Genomic DNA, 19,219 nt, shown 5'->3' on the forward strand with positions numbered 1-19,219 from the left:
GTGGGGATAATAGCGGTGGGAAAATCCACTTCGCTGCATGCGTTGCAGGTATTCAAGTGCTTAAGCGATGAGACGCGGTTAATGCTGGTGCTTTTGATTGCCCAGGAGCAATCGCTGTGCGTGTGTGAACTGACCTACGCGCTGGAGGCGTCTCAGCCTAAGGTGTCCCGTCACCTAGCACAGCTCCGCCAATGCGAGCTGCTAGTAGACCAGCGGGACGGGCAGTGGGTGTATTACCAGCTATCCCCCCAGTTACCAGACTGGGCTCGGCGTATTATTGACTCAGCCCAGCAAGGCTGCCCAGCCCACTTGGCCCGCTTGACGCAGCGTTTGGCCGCCATGGGCGACCGGCCGACGCGCCGGGCAGCACTGTGTTAACACGTCTAAAACAGCGCCGTTGCCATTGATTGGCATCGGCGCTGTCGAAGCATCTTCCTTTGATGCGCTAATCAGCTTACCGGTTTACGTAGCGTTGAGCGTTTTGTAGCTGAGCGTAATCCAGCAGAACTTCAGCGGCTTCAAGTACGTGGGCTCGTTCTACCGGCATGTCGTCTTCGTTATCGTCATCTTCGTTGCCGTTACTGGTGTCATCTTCAGCAGCGTTATCGCTAAGTGGTGTTTCGTCACGGGCGTCGGTCCATTCTTCAAGCTCGTCGAGTCCCAGAGCGCGACGCCGTTGGTTTTCCAATGACAACTGCTCAGCTTCCTGGGCTTCGGTTTCCCGCTCGCGCTGTTCACGGTTGAGGCTGACGCTGGTGTTTTGCTCACGGAGCTCACGCGATAGCGCTGATTGCTGCTCAAGATAGCGGAAATTAGGGTTATCCGCCGCGCGCTCCTCATGGGCTGATAACAGCGTATCAAGGTAGCGTTCGGGCTCACCGTAACGGCGGTATTGAACGTCTTGAACCGTGTCCCATTCCAGCGCATTGTCCAGACTGCTTTCGCCAATGCGCTCCGGGTCGAGCAGGGAAGGGAAGTCGATGTCAGGCTCGACGCCACGGTTCTGGGTGCTCTCACCCGAAATACGATAGAACTTAGCGCGGGTGAGTTTGATTTCACCATGATTCAAATCGCTTAGCGTCTGGACCGTGCCTTTACCAAAGGTAGAGCTGCCCATCACGATGCCGCGTCCATAATCCTGAATGGCACCGGCGAGAATCTCTGATGCCGAGGCTGATAGCCGATTGACCAGCACGCCCATGGGTCCGTCGTAGAGCGTTCCGGCTTCACTGTCGCCGTAGAGATTGATACGGCCGTCGGCGTCGCGCACCTGGACGGTGGGGCCGCGATCAATAAACAGGCCGATTAGCGAATTGGCCTCTTGCAGCGCACCGCCGCCGTTGTTACGCAGGTCAAGCACAATGCCTTCTATGTCCTGGCTTTTCAGGTGCTCGATCTCTTTGGCTACATCGCGGGTGGTGCTGCGGTAGTCGTCTTCTCCCGCCTGCCAGGCGTCAAAATCGACGTAGAAAGTGGGGATTTCAATAACCCCCAGTCTGTGGGTGGTGCCGTCGCGCTCGACATCAATCACCTCGCTCTGGGCGGCTTGGTCTTCTAAGTCAACCGTGTCGCGGGTGATTTCGACGGTTTGCGAGCGAGTCATATCCACGGCCTGGGCGGGCACCACGTCAAGCTTAACAACGGAGCCTTTGGGGCCGCGAATTAGGTCAACCACGTTATCCAGGCGCATGCCAATAACGTTGACCATCTCGCCGTCTTCTTGACCTACGCCAATAATCCGGTCGGCGGGCTCCAGAACACCAGCGCGTTCAGCGGGGCCGCCGGGTACTAAGCTGGATACTTTGACGTATTCGCCGTCTGCCTGGAGTAGCGCGCCGATGCCTTCCAGTGACAGGCTCATCTGAATATCGAACGATTCGCCTTGGCGCGGCGAGAGGTAGCTAGTATGGGGGTCAATGGTGCCGGTCACCGCGGCCATGACCAAGCCAAAGACGTCTTCCGATTCGGTTTGCTCCAGGCGGGAGAGCTGGCCCTCGTAGCGCTGGCGGAGATTATCGACGATTTGCTCGTCATCCTGGTCGGTTAAAGCCAGGGTCAGAGCATCATTTTTCAGCCGTTTTTCCCATAGCGATTCTAGCTCGCTTTCATTTTCGGCCCAGGCAGTGTCTTCGCGCTCAAGCTCAAGGCGTTCATCGCCGTCGAAGTTGAACGTTGTGTCGTCGTCAAGGCGCTCCAGTAACCACTCAAGGCGTGCGGTATGGCGCTCGCTGAGACGATCATAAAGCGCAAATACCTCATCCAGTTCACCCTCGAAAAGCGTCTCGGCCAGATCGGTTTCCAGGTGGCGATAGGGTTCGATATCGCTACTTAACAGATAAGCCCGCTGGCCGTCTAAGATATCCAAGTAACGGTCGAAGGCCTCTTTCGACCACGCTTGGTCGAAGCTGACCTCTGCGTAGTGCCCGTAACGGAGCGAGTCGGCAATCTCTACCGCCGCTTGGCGCTGTTCTTCGGTCGGCTCAAGTTGCGCTAACGCCGTCGAGCTGGTGACGACCAGCATGACGGTTAGGGCGACCGAGCGCGAAAGCGTTGCAAACAAGCTCATCAGTCAAGCTCTCCCGGATTTGTGTACACTCATGCTTTCCTAGACCCGCATCTGACCTATGAGTTGCGAAGGCCGAAGGAGCATTGTAGCAGGTCGTCTGCTTCGCTGAGACTCAATCATGTCGCTAATGGGGATTTCTATGTCCGAAACATTCAACGCTGATCGCGTCGCGCGGTTATGCGAGTTTTTACGCCAGTCACCTACGCCTTGGCATGCCACGGGTGCGATGGCTGAGCGTTTAGAGCACGCTGGTTTTCAGCGACTGGAAGAGACGGCCAATTGGCAGTTGATGCCCGGTCAGCGCTACTACGTGACGCGCAACGATTCATCGCTGATTGCCTTTCAACTTCCCTCGGGAGCGCTACGGGATTTGCGCATGATAGGAGCGCATACGGATAGCCCCAGCCTACATTTAAAGCCTAATGCCACCCAGTATGCCGCCGGTTGGTTGCAGTTGGGGGTGCAGGTGTATGGCGGCGCGTTGCTTGCCCCGTGGTTTGACCGCGACTTAGGCATAGCTGGGCGGGTGCATATCCGCCATGCTGATGGACAGCTTGAGAGTATGCTCCTTAACGTTGATCACCCGGTAGCGATCATTCCGAGCCTTGCGATTCACCTTGACCGCGATGTGAATGCAGGGCGTAGCATCAACCCCCAAACCCAAATGGCGCCGGTGCTGCTGCAGAGCGATACAGACAAGCTCCAGGACCTGTTGGCACGATGGCTGGAAGCCGAGCATGGCTTACGCGCCGTGGATATCGTCGATTTTGAGCTGGGCTTTTACGATGTGCAGCCACCTTCCCTGGTGGGCGTCAACCAGGAGCTGATTGCCAGCGCGCGGCTGGACAATTTGCTGTCATGTTTTGTGGGCCTGGAAGCGTTGCTTGACTGCGATGGGCAGCAAGGCGCGCTGCTGGTCGCCAATGATCATGAAGAAGTGGGCAGTGCGACTGCCTGCGGTGCACAAGGTCCCTTCTTGGGCGATGTGCTGAAGCGCCTCAATGCGCAGGTGGGAGGGGCGACTGAGGAATCGCTGGTGCAACTGACTCAGTCGTCGCTGATGATCTCCTGTGATAACGCCCACGGGCTGCATCCCAACTTCCGTGATAAGCACGACGAGTTGCATGGGCCGTCGCTTAACGGCGGGCCGGTGATCAAGGTCAATGCCAGCCAGCGCTATGCGACCAATAGCGTGACGGGCGCACTGTTCCGCGATGTTTGTCGCGATGCCGACGTGCCGGTACAGTCGTTTGTGACGCGATCAGACATGGGCTGCGGTACCACCATCGGGCCGGTTACCGCCACCGAGGTCGGCGTGCCCACTATGGATGTGGGTCTGTCTCAGTGGGCGATGCACTCGATTCGGGAAACCGCAGGGACTCAAGACGTTGAGTATCTAACCCGTGCGCTGGTGGGGTTTTTAAACCGCTCGACGTTAAGCTAGAACCTTTTAGCTACCGGCAAACAAAAAAGCCCGCCGACAGTGTCAGCGGGCTTTTAATGTTCGCTTGGTGGCTACGCCCTGATTTGAACAGGGGACCCCATCATTATGAGTGATGTGCTCTAACCAGCTGAGCTACGTAGCCATTCAACGGGGGCGAATATTACTCAGCGCTGCCGAGTCCGTCAAGCATTAGTTGGCGAGAGCCGCTACACATTGAAACGAAAATGCACGACGTCACCGTCCTTGACGATATACTCCTTACCTTCAAGGCGCCATTTGCCTGCATCTTTGGCGCCTTGCTCGCCGCCCAGGGAAACAAAATCATCAAAGGCGACGACCTCCGCGCGAATAAAGCCTTTCTGGAAGTCGGTATGGATAGCACCGGCGGCTTCAGGCGCGGTGGCTCCTTGCTTAACAGTCCAGGCGCGCACTTCCTTAACGCCCGCCGTGAAATAGGTCTGCAGGCCGAGCAGCGCATAGCCGGCGCGAATCACACGGTCCAAACCGGGTTCGTCCATCCCCATCTCACTTAAAAACATCTCGCGTTCTTCGTCATCCAGTTCGGCGATTTCGGCTTCGATCTGGTTGCATACCGGCACCACCACAGCGCCTTCCTCGGCAGCGATTTCGTGAACGACATCCAGATAAGGATTGTTCTCGAAACCGTCTTCATTGACGTTGGCGATGTACATGGTGGGCTTCAAGGTCAAAAAACCGAAGCTTTTTACCTGACGTTGCTCGTCTTCGCTTAAGCCAAAGCTACGTAGCGGTAAGCCTTCAGCCACGTGCGGCTGGATACGGTCAAGAATCTCCTTGGTGGCAATCGCCTCTTTATCGCCGCCCTTCACCGAGCGGACAAGGCGCTGGCTGGCCTTTTCGACGGTGTCTAAATCGGCGAGTGCAAGCTCAAGATTAATCGTCTCAATATCGGCGCGTGGATCAACCTGGTTGGCCACGTGGATCACATTGTCATTGTCGAAACAGCGCACCACATGAGCGATGGCTTGGGTTTCGCGGATATTGGCTAGAAACTTGTTGCCCAACCCTTCGCCTTTTGAGGCGCCTGCCACCAGGCCTGCGATATCGACAAACTCCATCGTTGTCGGCAGGACTTTCTGCGGTTTGACGATCTCGGCAAGGGCATTAAGCCGCGGGTCGGGCATAGGCACGATCCCTACGTTGGGTTCGATGGTGCAGAAGGGAAAGTTTTCTGCGTCGATGCCTGATTTGGTAAGCGCATTGAACAGTGTGGACTTGCCGACGTTGGGCAGCCCGACGATGCCGCAGTTAAAACCCATAAAATGTTCCTGAAAAGAGATGGTAGGGCGTAAAATTAATCGCCATTCTACGAGATCAGCCCGCTGCCAACCACTGGTGAAATGTTATGGCTTTAGGCTGTGTAGTTGGTTCATGGCTTTGGCCCAGTCGCCAGCCAGGACCGAGGGCAAGGTTGCTAGGCACTCGTCGATGGCGCGCTCAATAGCCGTTTGCTCAGCCTTTCCAGCGCGACCTAGTACATAATTGGTGACCTGGCTTGCATCCCCCGGGTGGCCAATGCCGATACGTACTCGGTGAAACTGTTTTTGGTTGCCCAGTGCGCTGATGATATCGCGCAGTCCATTGTGGCCGCCATGGCCGCCACCGGTTTTATAACGTGCCTGGCCTGGCGGCAGGTCGAGTTCGTCGTGGGCCACCAATAAATTGTCAGGGGTAAGTTTGAAAAACTGGCACAGAGCAGCGACGGCTGCACCGCTGCGGTTCATAAAGGTGGTGGGGTTGAGTAAGTGCAGCTCATGGTCACCGACGCGCACCTTGGCATAATGGCCGAGGAACTTCTTTTCCGGGCGTAGTTCACCATGGGTGCTGCGGGCAATCGCATCGACGAGCCAAAAGCCGGCGTTGTGGCGCGTTGCCTCATAGTTAGCTCCGGGGTTGCCGAGTCCAATGATGGCCGTTACCTGGCTCATTTCCCACCTCCAACAAAAATTCTGGGAGAACGTTTTTGATGACGCCTTGTGGCGGCCACAAAAAAAATCAAGCGCCGAAGCGCTTGATCGTAACATCACGAGGGCCGTGCGGGGACGGCCCACGCAGACAGCTTACTCGGCGCTGTTGTCTTCTTCGCCTTCACTGTCGCTTGCGCTTTCACCGTCTTCGTCTTCGTCGGTAGTACGAACTTTCATCTTGGTGATGCTGAGTACCGCGTTGTCATGCTCTTCGCCATGAGACAGATCCACCGAGGTGACGCCTGCCGGCAGAGTCAGGTCAGACAGGTGCAGCGTCGTGCCGATCTCAGCTTTGCTGATGTCAACTTCCAGGTAGTCAGGAAGGTCTTTCGGCAAGCAGCTAATCGCCACTTCGTTAGCAAGAACGTGCAGTTCGCCGTCCTGATCCTTGATGCCGACACACACGTCTTCACCGATGACGTGCAGCGGCACATTCATGGTGATTTCGTGGGTGGCATCAACACGCAGGAAGTCGGCGTGGGTCAGCAGCGGCTTGTACGGGTGACGCTGAAGGTCACGTACCACTACCTGCTCTTCCTTGCCTTCAATCACGAGCGTGATGACCGAGGAGAAGAATGACTCGTCTTCAATCGCTTTGTAGAAAGCGGTTTTTTCGACGGCAATTGACTGCGCGTCTTTTTCACCGCCGTAAACAACGGCCGGTACCTGTTGGTTCGCACGACGCAGGCGGCGGCTCGCACCTTTCCCCAGGTCATTACGAACGCTGGCTATCAAACTAAAATCAGACATGAAATGTGCCTCTTGGTTTAAGTAAGGAAACGCCGCCGCCCGCGACCAGACGACGACGCTTCCAGGGGCCCGTTGCCGGGCTATGGTGTCAGCCGATTAGTGGAACATCGCGCTGACAGATTCTTCATTGCTGACCCGGCGGATAGCTTCCGCGATCAAGCCAGCAACACTCAATTGACGAATTTTGCCGCTGCGCCGCGCTGTGTCGGAGAGCGGGATGGTGTCGGTCACCACCACTTCATCAAGTACCGAGTTGGTAATATTATCGACGGCAGGGCCGGATAATATCGGGTGCGTGGCGTAAGCAACAACGCGCTTGGCACCGTGATCTTTTAGCGCTTCTCCGGCTTTGCAAAGCGTGCCGGCGGTGTCGATCATATCGTCGACGACCACACAGGTGCGGCCTTCGATTTCACCGATGATGTGCATCACCTGGGCTTGGTTAGCCTGGGGGCGACGCTTATCGATAATGGCCAAATCGGCGTTAAGCTGTTTGGCGATGGCGCGAGCGCGAACTACGCCGCCAACGTCGGGGGATACCACTACCAGGTCGCTGTAGTTCTGACGTTCAATGTCGTCGAGCAAAATAGGCGACCCGTAAACGTTATCAACCGGCACGTCGAAAAAGCCTTGAATCTGATCGGCGTGCAGGTCCATGGTCATGACGCGGTCTACGCCAGCCTTAACCATCATATCGGCCACTACCTTGGCGGAAATGGGTACCCGCGCCGAACGCACGCGTCGGTCCTGGCGTGCATAGCCAAAGTAGGGCAGCACGGCCGTGATGCGAGTGGCTGAGGCGCGCCGCAGGGCGTCGACCATCAGGATCAGTTCCATCAAGTTATCGTTGGTCGGCGCACAGGTGGATTGCAGGATGAAGACATCCTTACCGCGCACGTTCTCATTGATCTCGACCGCGATTTCACCGTCGCTGAATTGACCCACCGTGGCATTACCCATTCGGCTGTCTAAGCTCTCGGCAATTTTTTGAGCGAGTTCGGGATTAGCGTTCCCGGCGAAAACCATCAATTTTGACACGCGCAGCCACCTTTGCAGTGTTGGGGATCAGGGAGGAAAACGCAGGTCAACGTTAGGTTGGCTGGGGTACCAGGATTCGAACCTGGGAATGCCGATACCAAAAACCGGTGCCTTACCACTTGGCGATACCCCAGTAATAACCTAATGCGATGACCGGGCGAATCAGCAGCCCAAAGCATCATGTAGAGGAGAGGTGTTGAGTCCGCGTGCTACCCAGGCTGGTCCGTGATGGCCCGCCGCCTCGGCAACTGCGTATGCCGTCTGCGCATTCTCAAATGCAGCAAACACGCAGGCCCCTGTGCCGGTTAACCGGCTCGGTGCATGCTGTGATAGCCAGTCTAGCGTTTCCGCAATGGCTGGATAGCGCTGTTTGACCACGGCTTCACAGTCGTTGCGCCACTCCGACGCTCCCCCCTGCAGTGCGCGCGCCATAGTAATGGGGCGGCTGTCGCGTGTCAATTGCGGGTCCTTGAATACAGCAGGCGTTGAAACGCTAACGCCGGGGTGAATAATCACAAACCAGGGGGTGTCGAGCATGACCGGCGTAAGCTGCTCTCCAACGCCTTCCGCCCAGGCACTACGGCCATACACAAATACGGGGACATCAGCGCCTAGCTGTAGCCCCAGTTGGGCCAGCTCATCAAGCGAAAAACCCAGCTGCCAGAGCACATTGAGGCCCAGTAGCGTTGTGGCCGCATCGGAGCTGCCGCCGCCAAGCCCGCCACCCATGGGTAGCTTTTTGTCCAATGCCAGCGTCGCGCCCTGTCGGGTGCCGCTGGCCTGCTGGAGCAGCCGTGCGGCACGTACGATCAGATTGTCGCTATCGGCGACGCCAGGCACACGGCTAATTAGTTGGATGATGCCGTCATCGCGCGCGCTAAGTGTCAACTGGTCGCACAAGTTAACGATCTGAAACAGCGTTTGCAGCCGATGGTAGCCGTCTTCACGACGGCCGGTAATGTGTAACAGCCGATTCAGCTTGGCGGGCGCGGGCAGCGTTAAGGTCGTCATAATGGCTTGGCTTATTCGTCCTCGTCATCCGTGGGACGCCACTCATTGACGATTAGGGTGATGCGAATATCGTCATAGTTCATGACCAGGCGGCGCGGTAGCCAAAGCCCGTTGTATTGCTCCCATTCGCGATAGTCAATTTCCCAACCATCCTGTTCCAGGTGGCTTGGGAAGCCAAACTCATCGGTTTCCAACTGGTAGTTGTCGTCATCCCCGGGCAGGCCGCGCGTCCAGTCGGGCATGGCGCGGACCGGCAGTGACCAGCCGAGTTGTTCTTCCATCAGTGCTTCTGGGGTTTCTGCTTCAAACTGGCCGTCGCCGTTAGACAGCGAGAAGCGCCCCTCGCTGCCTTCCAACACGGTACGGCCACCGCCAAAGGGACCGCTAATCAGCATGCGAAAGTAATGCGGATGCTGATTCCAGTCGAGGTTGGCACTGGTGTTTTCGTCAGGAGTGCGTAGCCCGGCCTTACCTACCAGGGTCCAGGTGTCGAGTGCTTCAACCTCGGCCTCTTGGGCCTCCCAGTCACCGGCTTGTCGACCGCTTTCATCTTGCGGTGCCTGGGTGGCACACCCGGCGAGTAATACCGCCACCGCACAGGCCATCAGCCTTGAGGCGCGGCGTAAAGGATGGCTCGGAATAAAAATTGAAGAGGTGTGCATGTCGGACTCCTTGTCAGTTAATTGGTCAACGGCGATCGCATTAAAGAATGGCATTCGGCTCGCGTTAGAGGGAATCTGCCGGGTCGAGTTCGGGATAGCGCTGTATTAATGCATCAATGGTTGGGTGGTTTGCGGTGCGCTGCTGTACGTCATTGATAATCTGGCGCGCTTCGTCACTTCGTCCAAGGGCATGCAGTACTTCAGCCAGGTGAGCGGCAATTTCCTGATCGGGCATGCGTGAATAAGCTCGTTCCAGCCAAGTGAGCGCTTCCTGAGGGTCGCCGAGGCGGTAGTGCACCCAGCCGAGGCTATCGAGAACGGCTGGATTATCAGCATCTAGCTTGTAGGCGCGCTCAATCAATTCGCGAGCTTCCTCCAGGCGGTCAGGAAGATCCAGATCCGCTAGGGTATAACCTAGCGCATTGAGTGCCACGGCGTTGTCGGGTTCGATGCTGATTACGTGGCGCAGATCCTGTTCCATTTGCTCAACGTCACCCATCTCCCAGGCACGCATTGCTCGATGGTAAAGCAGCTCAGTGTCATCGGGCGTGCGCGTTAGTTCGCGGGCGAGCAGAGCTTCTGCGTCAGCGGTGCGGCCGAGTTCGTCGAGCAACTGTACTTCCAGTTTAACTAAGTCGCTAAAGTAATCTTCATGACGCATGCGCTCGACGCGCAAGAAGGCGCGCGCGTCGATTAGCCGGTCGTCATCGATGAGCATTTGCGCCGCTGTAGCGCGTGCCGGTAAAAACTCCTCGCCACCATCTACCTGACGATAGTAGAGCAGCGCGTTCTCGGTGTCGTCTTCGGACTGGGCGATTAACCCAAGTAAATAATAGGCCAGGTTAGGCGTATTATCTTGACCCACCAGTGGCTTGAGTAGGCGCTGCGCGGGGGCGGCATAACCCTCATCTAAGTAAAGCTGCGCCAGGGCGACCCGCAATGCATCGCTGCCTGAATGACGGTCGAGCAGCGCATCGGTTTGCTGTTGGGCGGCGTCCAGATTATCAAGGCGGATCTCGGCTTGAGCCAGCAGCAGTAAAAAGCGCACATCGTCTGGGTTGTCCTGCAGGCCTTGCTGGGCCGCCTGACGCGCCCTGGCGGGATTGTCGGTTTCAAATGCCAGCTGACCTTCTACCAGTAGCAGCGTGGGCCGCTCAGTCAAACCAGAGGCTTGATCAAGGTAGCCACGGGCTTGCTCGGTACGCCCCAATGCCGCTTCCCAAAGTGCAGCCGCCAGCAGTGCATCGGCTTGCTGCACTGGGTCGCTGGGCGGCGTTTGATTTAAGTGCTCGACGAGGCGGTTCAGCAAGCTGTCAAGCGGGCCCTGTTCAGCAATCGCCGTTTCAGCAAAGCCGGTTAGCTCGCCATCCTGGTTGGCCGCTGTCAAGGCGAGACGGCGCTCCAGGCTTTCTAGCCAATTGCCCTGTTGCAGCGATAGAGCAGCCAACAGCCGGTTCGGGGTTTCGGCCTGAGGGTTGAGCGCTTTCCAGCCCTGTGCTGCCTCCTCAATCAGGCTGTCGTCATCGCTAAAGCGAGCGGCAAAGGTCGCTCGCTCAGCCAGTTCCTCCGCGCCGAAGCGTTCTGCAGCTTCAAGGTAGCCTTGGCTTGCGCGCTTGAAGTCGCCGCGCTGCCCAGCAAACTCTGCCTGCAGCAGCGTGCTTAAGCCGGCAGCGTCCAGCCCCTGCGAAATGGGCGGGGCGTTACGCATGGGGTCATCGGTAAACGGCAGCCGCTCATCGTGGGCATTGGGCGACAACTGACAGCCGCTCACGAATAGCGTGATGGCGGCCAGGGGGAATAGCAGCAAACGTGGTGGCATGCGGGTCTCAATCAGGTGGCCGAGTGCTCAGCATAGCGGCTTGCCCGCCTGCGGCAAAGTGGTGTGCGCCAGATCATTGTGTGCTGTGGTAAGATAACCCACTTTATCGAGCGGCATTTAGCCCTCACCATCGCTGCTTAGACTTGCCAGAGCAAGCCCAAATTGACGTGAAGACCGACACACTAGCGAAGACACATACCCCATGACGCTTCTTGCCCTGGGAATCAATCATCGCACCGCCAGCGTCGCCGTACGCGAACAGGTTGCCTTTACACCGGCGCAGTTGGATCACGCGCTGGCGGAGCTGCGTGCGCTGCCGCAAATCAGCGAGGCGGCGGTACTCTCGACCTGCAACCGCACCGAGCTTTACTGCGTCACCAATGCGGCGGGTGAGCAGGTCGTCCTCGACTGGCTGGGCCGTTTTCATCAGCTGAAGGTCGATGAACTGACCCGCTGTGCCTATCACTACCTGGATAATGAAGCGGTACGCCATCTGATGCGCGTGGCCGTGGGACTGGATTCCATGGTGCTGGGTGAGCCGCAAATTCTTGGTCAGTTGAAAGACGCCTATCAGCAGGCCCGTGAAGCTCAGGGGCTGGGTAGTGAGCTTGAGCGGTTATTCCAGCATACCTTTGCGGTTGCCAAACAGGTGCGTACGGAAACCGGTATCGGTAAAAACCCGGTGTCGGTGGCTTATGCGGCGGTCAGTATGGCAAGCCGGATTTTCGATGACTTTGGTCGCTCGCGGGCGCTGCTGATCGGGGCAGGAGAAACCATCGAGCTGGTCGCCCGGCATCTCCATGAGGCGGGAGTTCGCAAACTGACGGTTGCTAACCGTACCCGCGAGCGAGCCGAGAAAATTTCGGGGCCGTTAGGCGGCACGGCGATTACTCTGCCGGAGATTCCGGCCGCCTTGGAAGAGGCCGATATCGTCATTTCCTCGACGGCGGCACCACTGCCAATTTTGGGTAAGGGAATGGTTGAGCGTGCCCTGAAAAAACGCCGTCATCGCCCGGTGTTCATGGTTGATATTGCCGTGCCGCGCGATATCGAGCCTGAGGTGGGTGAGCTTGCCGATGTTTTCCTCTACACAGTTGATGACCTTGAAGAAGTCATTCAGGAAAACCGCCGCCATCGCCAAGTGGCAGCCGACCAAGCTGAGTCGCTGATTGAGCATGGTGTTAGCGGCTGGCAGCATGAGCGGCGCATTCGTCATGGCGGCGAGCTTATTCGCGGCTACCGCCGTCACGGGGAGTCGCTGCGTGATACAGCACGAGATCAGGCCTTGGAGCGGTTGGCGCGCGGCGAAGACCCGGCCAAGGTCGTCGAGCGCCTGGCCCACCAACTGGCCAATCGGCTGATGCATCAACCGACACAAACGCTGCGCGATGCCGCATCTCAAGAGGATCACGTGTTATTGGAGGCGGCGCCGCGCCTCTTGATGCCGCCTAAGCCCGCCTTTGAAAAACCATCGACATCGACGGCCAATCGCCAGAAGGATGACACGCCCGCATGAAAGAAACTCTGCGCCAACGTTTAGATAGTTTTGCCGATCGGTTTGAAGAGCTGTCAATGCTGCTGTCTGACCCTGAGGTAATTCACGACCAGCAACGTTTTCGTGACTACTCCCGTGAATATTCAGAGCTTGACGAGTTGGTAGGTGCCTGGCAGCGCTATCGTCGCATTGAAAGCGATATCGAAGCAGCTCAGCAGCTTAGCCAGGACAGCGACCCGGAGATACGTGAGCTCGCTGAGATGGAGATTGACGACGGTCGCGAGCAGTTGGACACGCTGGATACAGAGCTTAAACGGCTGCTAGTGCCCAAAGACCCGGATGATGGTCGCGGGGTTTACTTGGAAGTCCGCGCGGGTACCGGCGGCGATGAAGCCTCGTTGTTTGCCGGTGATCTTTTCCGCATGTATTCCCGCTATGCCGAAAAGCGTGGCTGGCGTGTGGAAGTCGTCAGTGCCAGTCACGGCGAGCAGGGTGGATATAAAGAAGTTATTTCGCGGGTCAAAGGCGACGGTGTGTATGCCCGCTTGAAGTTCGAGTCGGGCGCCCACCGGGTGCAACGCGTCCCCGCGACCGAATCCCAGGGGCGTATTCACACCTCGGCATGTACCGTGGCTGTGATGCCAGAAGTTGACGATGTTGGCGATGTGGATATCAACTCTGCAGACTTGCGAGTCGATACCTTCCGCTCCAGCGGCGCGGGCGGTCAGCACGTCAATACCACCGACTCGGCAATTCGCATTACCCACTTGCCGTCGGGCGTAGTCGTCGAATGTCAGGAAGAGCGCAGCCAGCACAAGAACCGCGCCAAGGCGATGTCGTTGCTGGCGGCGAAATTGAAACAAAGCGCACAAGATGCCCAGCGCCAGAGCCAGGCCGATGCTCGCCGTTCGTTGGTGGGTTCGGGTGATCGCAGTGAGCGTATTCGCACGTATAATTTTCCTCAAGGGCGAATTACCGATCACCGCATCAACCTCACGTTGTATAAGTTAACCGAAGTGGTCAGCGGTGAGCAGCTCGATGACGTCATTGACCCGCTGGTGCATGAGTATCAGGCGGAACAATTATCCGCCCTGCAGAATGCCTGATGACACTGGATGCCTTGCTAAGAAAAGCCGCTGAACGGCTAGCTAATGCAGGCTCGACCAGCGCGCGGCTGGATGCCGAGGTACTGTTGGGCCATGTCGTGAAGCGCGATCGCACCTGGCTGTATACCTGGGGAGACAAAAGCTGCTCAACCTGGCAACACGCGCGGTTTGATGCCCTCGTTGCAGCCCGAGCCCAGGGGGTGCCCGTCGCTTATTTGACCGGGCAGCGCGAATTTTGGGGCCTAAACCTCGCTACGTCGCGGGATACGCTGATTCCCAGACCCGATACCGAAACACTGGTTGAATTGGCGTTAAGCCGAGCAGACTCATCCAGCGGTCGTTTGCTGGATATCGGCACCGGAACAGGGGCAATTGCCCTGGCGTTTGCCAGCGAACGGCCCGGTTGGCAGATTATGGGCGTGGACCTGCTCCCCGCCGCGGTGGCGTTAGCACAAACGAATGCCGAACAGCTGGGGCTTGGCAATGCCAGCTTTCAGCAAAGCAATTGGTTTAGTGCCTTTGCTTCGCCCCATAAAGCCGCCACCTTCGATATTATTGTCGGCAACCCGCCCTATATCGCGGCTGACGATCCTCATTTGAAGCAGGGTGACGTGCGTTTTGAGCCGGCATCTGCTCTCGTCGCCAAGGCCGACGGCATGGCCGATTTGCTACACCTTATCGTAACGGCGAAGGCTTACTTATCCGCTTCGGGTTGGTTAATGCTTGAGCACGGTTATGACCAGGCCGCCGCACTACGCGAGGCGATGCATGCGGCGGGCTACCACAACGTTGAAAGTGTTTGTGACCTGGGAGGCAACGAACGCGTTACGCTAGGCGTCTTTCAGATTTAACTTTGATTTACTGCGAGTTTCTCGTAACGACCGGCCAAACCCGACAGACACCTTGGCTGTTTATCTTCAACCGCCTGATTCATCAGCAATGGATCCTGCCATGAAAGCAAAAAATAAAACGCTGGACCGTATCGATTTAAAAATTCTGCGCTGCCTGCAGGAAAACGCGCGAATTTCATACGTGGATTTAGCCACCGAGGTGGGCCTTTCCACTACGCCCTGTCTAGAGCGGGTTAAACGCTTGGAAAAAGCAGGGATTATTCGCGGCTATCAGGCGATACTCGACCCTCAGGCGCTCAAAGCCAACTTACTGGTGTTTGTCGAGATTAGCCTGGAAACCCAGTCGCCTGCCGTTTTCGATGAATTCAGGCGCGCGGTGGAAAAGCTGCCGCAAATTCAGGAATGTCACTTGGTGTCGGGGCAGTTTGATTACATTCTAAAGTGTCGTATCCCGGAAATGTCGGCGTATCGTCAGCTGCTCGGCGATGTCGTCTTGACCTTGCCCGGTGTCAAAGAGTCGAAAAGCTACGTGGTCATGGAGGAGGTTAAAGAGAGCTTTAGCCTGCATGTGCCCAAGTTTGAGGAATTCGAGGAAAAGTAGCCCATGATGGACGACCCCACGCTGCTTCGTTACAGCCGTCAAATTATGTTACCGGAAGTAGATATCGGCGGTCAGCAGCGGCTGATCGATAGCCATGCGCTGATTATCGGGGCCGGTGGCTTGGGGTCACCTGCGGCACTGTATTTAGCGGCGGCGGGGGTTGGGCATATTACGCTGGTAGATGCAGACAGTGTTGAGCTGTCCAACTTGCAGCGTCAAATCGCCCACCAACAGACGAGCCTAGGTCAAAACAAAGCCGCTTCGGCAAAGGCCAGCATGCAGGCGCTCAATCCCCAGTGCCGCGTGAGTGCTGTGGCTGACCACGCTGACGGGAAGCAGCTTGAGCGTTTGGCGGCCACCGCCGATGTGGTGCTCGACTGTACAGACCGTTTCTCCAGCCGCTACGCGATTAATGCCGCCACGCAAAAAGCCAAGGTGCCGTTGGTATCCGGGGCAGCCATCCGTTTTTCTGGTCAGTTGGCGGTGTTTGATCCTCGCGTGCCCGATGCGCCCTGTTACGCCTGTTTGTATCCCCCTGATGGGCAAGGTGATGAGGCGCTAAACTGCGCGGAAAGTGGTGTCATGGCACCGTTGGTCGGCATTATCGGCTGTTTTCAAGCGGTGGAGGCGTTCAAGCTGCTGAGCGGGGCAGGCAAGGCGCATCAGGGGCTGTCACACTTCGACGCGCTAAGCGGACACTGGCGGCATTTTAATCTGCCGAGAGACCCTGCTTGCCCTGTGTGCGCGCCCTAAAGTGAGTCGGTTTTTTCGCTTCCATAGCCGTCGTTAACCGGGAGACTGGTACTTTGCGTATCAGCGCGGTTGTGGTCGCTTTTAGCTTTCCCGCTCCCGCCCTTTAGCTGCTGCGATGTAAAAACGCTGGCGAAAACGTCGTTATCGGGGTTCATATCAATGCTGCCATGGAAAACGCTACCGTCTTCCAGAACGAGACATGGTGTCGTAATGGTGCCCGTCACATTCGCCCCGTCATGAACCGTTACTTTATGCAGGGCAACCAAGTTGCCTTCTACGCTACCCGAAATGCGCAGGGTATGCGCATAGGCATCGCCATTTAGGCTGCCGTTGCTGCCAAGTGTCACGGTATGTTGTTTGCAGGTCACGACGCCGGTGATCTGACCTTCGATGGTAATGTCTTCGTCGCTATTAATGTCACCATGGACCTGGGTATTGCTACCAATCACCGACGTGCTTTGCCGTGACGCTGTGGGCAGGCTTTTTTGCTCGGAATACGGTATTTTTTCTTCAGTGGCGGTCGCGCTTTGATGCGCGGGAGTGGATTTAGCTTTACTGAACATGCGATGTTCCTGTCGGGTGGGGCCGTGTGCCAACGCGTAAATGCCAAAATGATGGCAGCCATATAGGTGAGTTTTTTAATCTACGCTGCTCATCTGCAAATCGAAGCGTAAAGATACCGCGCAACTCGCCTTGTATTCTCGCCGTTAACCTATCAGCTTCGGGTCTATAACCTTTATGCTTAATTAAAGGCGGGGGCGTCGCATCTCATGGGTATTGAAACATGGCTGATTTTGCTTGGCGTTGCAGTGATGACGATGATCATTCTGGATGGTCAGCGTAAAAAGTTAAAAAAACGAGCAGGGACCCGCCATAACACCTCAGGCCTGAAGACCTTGACCGATGCCGTTGCGTTGTCTGGGGCTGACGATATATTGCCGCTAGCCGAATCGCTCAATGTATCCGAGTCGCGTGGCGAGCCTTCGCAATATGACGGCGCTAAGTCGTTTGGAGATCGCAGAGAAGGAAGTCACCTGGGCGTCGCAACGCAAATAGCCGGAAAAGTCATTGCCGATGAGAGCGTGTCGATCAAGGGGCGCGTTGTGGGCGCCGTTATTGCCAAAAATCAACTGATTCAACTGAGCCCCAGCAGCATTGTTTGTGCTGATCTGGAGGGCGGGCATATCTGTATAGGTGGCCACCTAGACGGTGATATCCATGCAAGTGATAGATTGACATTGATGCCCAGTGCTACCGTTCGGGGGACGATGTCAACTAATCGCTTTGAGTGCCATTCAGGTGCAAGCGTTAATGGCACCGTGGCACGACAACGAATGGATGGTTCCACACAAAAAAACGCCCGCTAGGTAGCGGGCGCGACGTAGTCAATGACGTCAAAGGAACCTATCCATCAGCGTGCTCAAAAAACCATGGAGTTAGTGGCGTATAAGGTAATCAAAGGCGCCCAGTGAGGCTTTGGCTCCTTCGCCCATGGCAATCACAATCTGCTTATAAGGCACAGTGGTGACATCGCCAGCAGCGAAAATACCCGGCACCGACGTCATGCCGTGGGCATCAACGATGATTTCGCCGCGTGGGCTCATCTCAATGGGCGAGCCTTTAAGCCATTCGGTGTTGGGCACCAGGCCGATTTGCACAAAGATGCCTTCCAGCACGACGTGTTTAATCTTATCGTTGGTACGGTCTTTATAGGTCAAACCATTCACGCGGCTACCGTCGCCGGTGACTTCTGTGGTCTCGGCGTTGAGGATGATATCCACGTTGGATAGGCTTTTGAGTTTTTTCTGCAGCACGGCGTCGGCGCGCATCTCCCCCATAAACTCGATCAGCGTGACGTGGCCGACAATGCCGGCAAGGTCAATCGCAGCCTCAACCCCTGAGTTACCACCGCCAATCACCGCAACATGCTTGCCCTTGAACAGCGGCCCGTCGCAGTGCGGACAGTAGGCGACCCCTTTATTGCGGTACGTTTGCTCGCCGGGCACGTTCATTTCCCGCCAGCGTGCGCCAGTGGCTAATACCAAGGTTTTGCTTTTAAGCGTGGCGCCAGATTCCAGCGTGACTTCGTGTAAGCCACCTTCGCTTTCGGCGGCTTTTAGCGAGCTGGCGCGTTGGAGGTTCATCACGTCGACTTCGTAGTCTTTCACGTGCTCTTCAAGTGCGCTTACTAGCTTGGGTCCTTCGGTATGAGATACTGAAATGAAGTTTTCAATGCCCATGGTATCGGCTACCTGACCGCCGAAGCGCTCTGCCGCGACGCCAGTGTTAATGCCTTTGCGCGCGGAATAAATAGCGGCTGCTGCCCCCGCTGGACCTCCACCAATCACCAGGGTGTCAAAGGCGGCTTTTGCGTTAAGCTTTTTGGCTTCGCGCTCAGCGGCACCGGTATCCACCTTGGCGATGATTTGCTCAAGGGTCATGCGGCCTTGATCAAACGGTTTGCCGTTGAGGTAAATACTCGGCACCGACATTATTTCGCGGGCTTCGACCTCGTCCTGGAACAGCGCGCCATCAATGGCAACGTGGCGAATATTGGGATTGACAACCGCCATTAGATTGAGCGACTGAACGACATCGGGGCAGTTCTGGCAAGACAGTGAGTAGTAGGTCTCAAAGACCAGCTCGCGATCGAGCGCGCGGATCTGGTCGAGTACCTCGTTACTGGTTTTGGGCGGGTGTCCGCCTACCTGAAGCAGGGCCAGCACCAGCGAGGTAAACTCGTGGCCCATGGGGATGCCCGCAAACACGACGCCGGTGTCTTCGCCAGACCGGTTAATGGCGAAGGAAGGCGTGCGAGAGTCTTGGCCTTCTGTCGACAGGCTAAGCTTATCGCTCAAGCCGCTAATGTCTTGCAACAGACTGAGCAATTCCTGCGATTTGTCACCGTCATCCAGCGAGGCGACGATCTCTAATGGCTGCGTGACTTTTTCCAAATACGCTTTTAACTGATCTTTTAGATTGGCGTCGAGCATGATCGAGACGACCTCGTAGCTAGCAAAGGTGAGTAACGGCAACTGGGTGGGCCAGCCGGTTCCTGGGCGTAAAGTGCTTCAAGGCAACTCAGCGCGCTCTAGGTATATAACGTGCTGAGGCACA

The 19,219-nt window shown here is 56.7% G+C and carries 18 protein-coding genes and 2 tRNA genes; 8 read left to right on the forward strand and 12 right to left on the reverse strand.

Features of this window, described 5'->3' with window-relative positions; translation table 11 throughout:
* The first annotated feature begins 15 nt into the window (after window positions 1–15).
* On the forward strand, window positions 16–378 hold the full coding sequence (locus CPH17_RS19330; protein ID WP_074395845.1) for a metalloregulator ArsR/SmtB family transcription factor: 363 nt from the start codon (window positions 16–18) through the stop codon (window positions 376–378).
* Between the two features lie 76 nt (window positions 379–454).
* On the opposite strand, the gene CPH17_RS19335 is transcribed toward CPH17_RS19330, so the two are convergent.
* A complete protein-coding gene (locus tag CPH17_RS19335) occupies window positions 455–2,566 on the reverse strand; it encodes a carboxy terminal-processing peptidase (RefSeq protein ID WP_074395846.1) in 2,112 nt (703 codons plus the stop codon).
* A 139-nt stretch (window positions 2,567–2,705) separates the two neighbouring features.
* Between CPH17_RS19335 and CPH17_RS19340 the strand changes: the two genes are divergently transcribed.
* Window positions 2,706–4,010 (forward strand): M18 family aminopeptidase, encoded by a 1,305-nt coding sequence (locus tag CPH17_RS19340; RefSeq protein ID WP_096300834.1) that lies wholly within the window; start codon window positions 2,706–2,708, stop codon window positions 4,008–4,010.
* A gap of 65 nt (window positions 4,011–4,075) precedes the next feature.
* Here CPH17_RS19340 and CPH17_RS19345 read toward each other — a convergent pair.
* The 9 genes from CPH17_RS19345 to CPH17_RS19385 form a co-directional block, all read right to left on the reverse strand.
* Window positions 4,076–4,152: transfer RNA gene (locus tag CPH17_RS19345), tRNA-Met, on the reverse strand.
* A gap of 64 nt (window positions 4,153–4,216) precedes the next feature.
* Window positions 4,217–5,308: a redox-regulated ATPase YchF gene (ychF, locus tag CPH17_RS19350; protein WP_096300835.1), complete on the reverse strand. Its 1,092-nt coding sequence runs from the start codon at window positions 5,306–5,308 to the stop codon at window positions 4,217–4,219.
* Window positions 5,309–5,392: 84 nt separating this feature from the next.
* The gene (gene pth / locus CPH17_RS19355; RefSeq protein WP_074395849.1) at window positions 5,393–5,977 is read right to left on the reverse strand and encodes an aminoacyl-tRNA hydrolase; all 585 of its coding nucleotides are present in this window, start codon (window positions 5,975–5,977) and stop codon (window positions 5,393–5,395) included.
* A gap of 132 nt (window positions 5,978–6,109) precedes the next feature.
* Complete coding sequence (locus CPH17_RS19360) at window positions 6,110–6,766, reverse strand: 50S ribosomal protein L25/general stress protein Ctc (protein WP_074395850.1); 657 nt, start codon at window positions 6,764–6,766, stop codon at window positions 6,110–6,112.
* Window positions 6,767–6,862: 96 nt separating this feature from the next.
* Window positions 6,863–7,804: a ribose-phosphate pyrophosphokinase gene (locus CPH17_RS19365; protein ID WP_172822093.1), complete on the reverse strand. Its 942-nt coding sequence runs from the start codon at window positions 7,802–7,804 to the stop codon at window positions 6,863–6,865.
* Between the two features lie 58 nt (window positions 7,805–7,862).
* A tRNA-Gln gene (locus tag CPH17_RS19370) sits at window positions 7,863–7,937 on the reverse strand.
* A gap of 29 nt (window positions 7,938–7,966) precedes the next feature.
* The gene (ispE, locus tag CPH17_RS19375) at window positions 7,967–8,815 is read right to left on the reverse strand and encodes a 4-(cytidine 5'-diphospho)-2-C-methyl-D-erythritol kinase (protein ID WP_074395851.1); all 849 of its coding nucleotides are present in this window, start codon (window positions 8,813–8,815) and stop codon (window positions 7,967–7,969) included.
* 11 nt (window positions 8,816–8,826) lie between these two features.
* Complete coding sequence (gene lolB / locus CPH17_RS19380) at window positions 8,827–9,420, reverse strand: lipoprotein insertase outer membrane protein LolB (RefSeq protein ID WP_441316778.1); 594 nt, start codon at window positions 9,418–9,420, stop codon at window positions 8,827–8,829.
* A gap of 121 nt (window positions 9,421–9,541) precedes the next feature.
* Window positions 9,542–11,296: a tetratricopeptide repeat protein gene (locus tag CPH17_RS19385; RefSeq protein ID WP_074395853.1), complete on the reverse strand. Its 1,755-nt coding sequence runs from the start codon at window positions 11,294–11,296 to the stop codon at window positions 9,542–9,544.
* Window positions 11,297–11,498: 202 nt separating this feature from the next.
* Between CPH17_RS19385 and hemA the strand changes: the two genes are divergently transcribed.
* From hemA to CPH17_RS19410, 5 genes are all read left to right on the forward strand, one after another.
* Window positions 11,499–12,812, forward strand: a complete 1,314-nt coding sequence (gene hemA, locus CPH17_RS19390) for a glutamyl-tRNA reductase (protein ID WP_096300836.1) — start codon at window positions 11,499–11,501, stop codon at window positions 12,810–12,812.
* The gene (gene prfA, locus CPH17_RS19395; protein ID WP_074395855.1) at window positions 12,809–13,897 is read left to right on the forward strand and encodes a peptide chain release factor 1; all 1,089 of its coding nucleotides are present in this window, start codon (window positions 12,809–12,811) and stop codon (window positions 13,895–13,897) included. The genes hemA and prfA overlap by 4 nt, the downstream gene beginning before the upstream one ends.
* Window positions 13,897–14,748 carry a peptide chain release factor N(5)-glutamine methyltransferase gene (gene prmC, locus CPH17_RS19400; RefSeq protein ID WP_074395856.1) on the forward strand — a complete coding sequence of 284 codons (852 nt, stop codon included), beginning with the start codon at window positions 13,897–13,899 and terminating at the stop codon, window positions 14,746–14,748. The genes prfA and prmC overlap by 1 nt, the downstream gene beginning before the upstream one ends.
* Window positions 14,749–14,848: 100 nt before the next feature.
* Entirely contained in the window at window positions 14,849–15,349 is a 501-nt protein-coding gene (gene lrp, locus CPH17_RS19405) for a leucine-responsive transcriptional regulator Lrp (RefSeq protein ID WP_074395857.1), read from the forward strand.
* Window positions 15,350–15,352: 3 nt separating this feature from the next.
* Window positions 15,353–16,102 carry a HesA/MoeB/ThiF family protein gene (locus CPH17_RS19410; RefSeq protein ID WP_096300837.1) on the forward strand — a complete coding sequence of 250 codons (750 nt, stop codon included), beginning with the start codon at window positions 15,353–15,355 and terminating at the stop codon, window positions 16,100–16,102.
* Here the strand turns inward: CPH17_RS19410 and CPH17_RS19415 are convergent.
* Window positions 16,099–16,665, reverse strand: a complete 567-nt coding sequence (locus tag CPH17_RS19415) for a bactofilin family protein (RefSeq protein WP_096300838.1) — start codon at window positions 16,663–16,665, stop codon at window positions 16,099–16,101. The two genes, CPH17_RS19410 and CPH17_RS19415, sit on opposite strands and share 4 nt — an antisense overlap.
* A gap of 207 nt (window positions 16,666–16,872) precedes the next feature.
* On the opposite strand from CPH17_RS19415, the gene CPH17_RS19420 reads away from it, so the two are divergent.
* Entirely contained in the window at window positions 16,873–17,469 is a 597-nt protein-coding gene (locus tag CPH17_RS19420; RefSeq protein WP_096300839.1) for a bactofilin family protein, read from the forward strand.
* Window positions 17,470–17,538: 69 nt separating this feature from the next.
* Here the strand turns inward: CPH17_RS19420 and ahpF are convergent, their stop codons facing one another.
* Window positions 17,539–19,095 carry an alkyl hydroperoxide reductase subunit F gene (gene ahpF / locus CPH17_RS19425; RefSeq protein ID WP_096301000.1) on the reverse strand — a complete coding sequence of 519 codons (1,557 nt, stop codon included), beginning with the start codon at window positions 19,093–19,095 and terminating at the stop codon, window positions 17,539–17,541.
* Window positions 19,096–19,219: the final 124 nt, after the last annotated feature.

The sequence above is a fragment of the Halomonas sp. hl-4 genome (assembly GCF_900215475.1).
Taxonomy (GTDB): domain Bacteria; phylum Pseudomonadota; class Gammaproteobacteria; order Pseudomonadales; family Halomonadaceae; genus Vreelandella.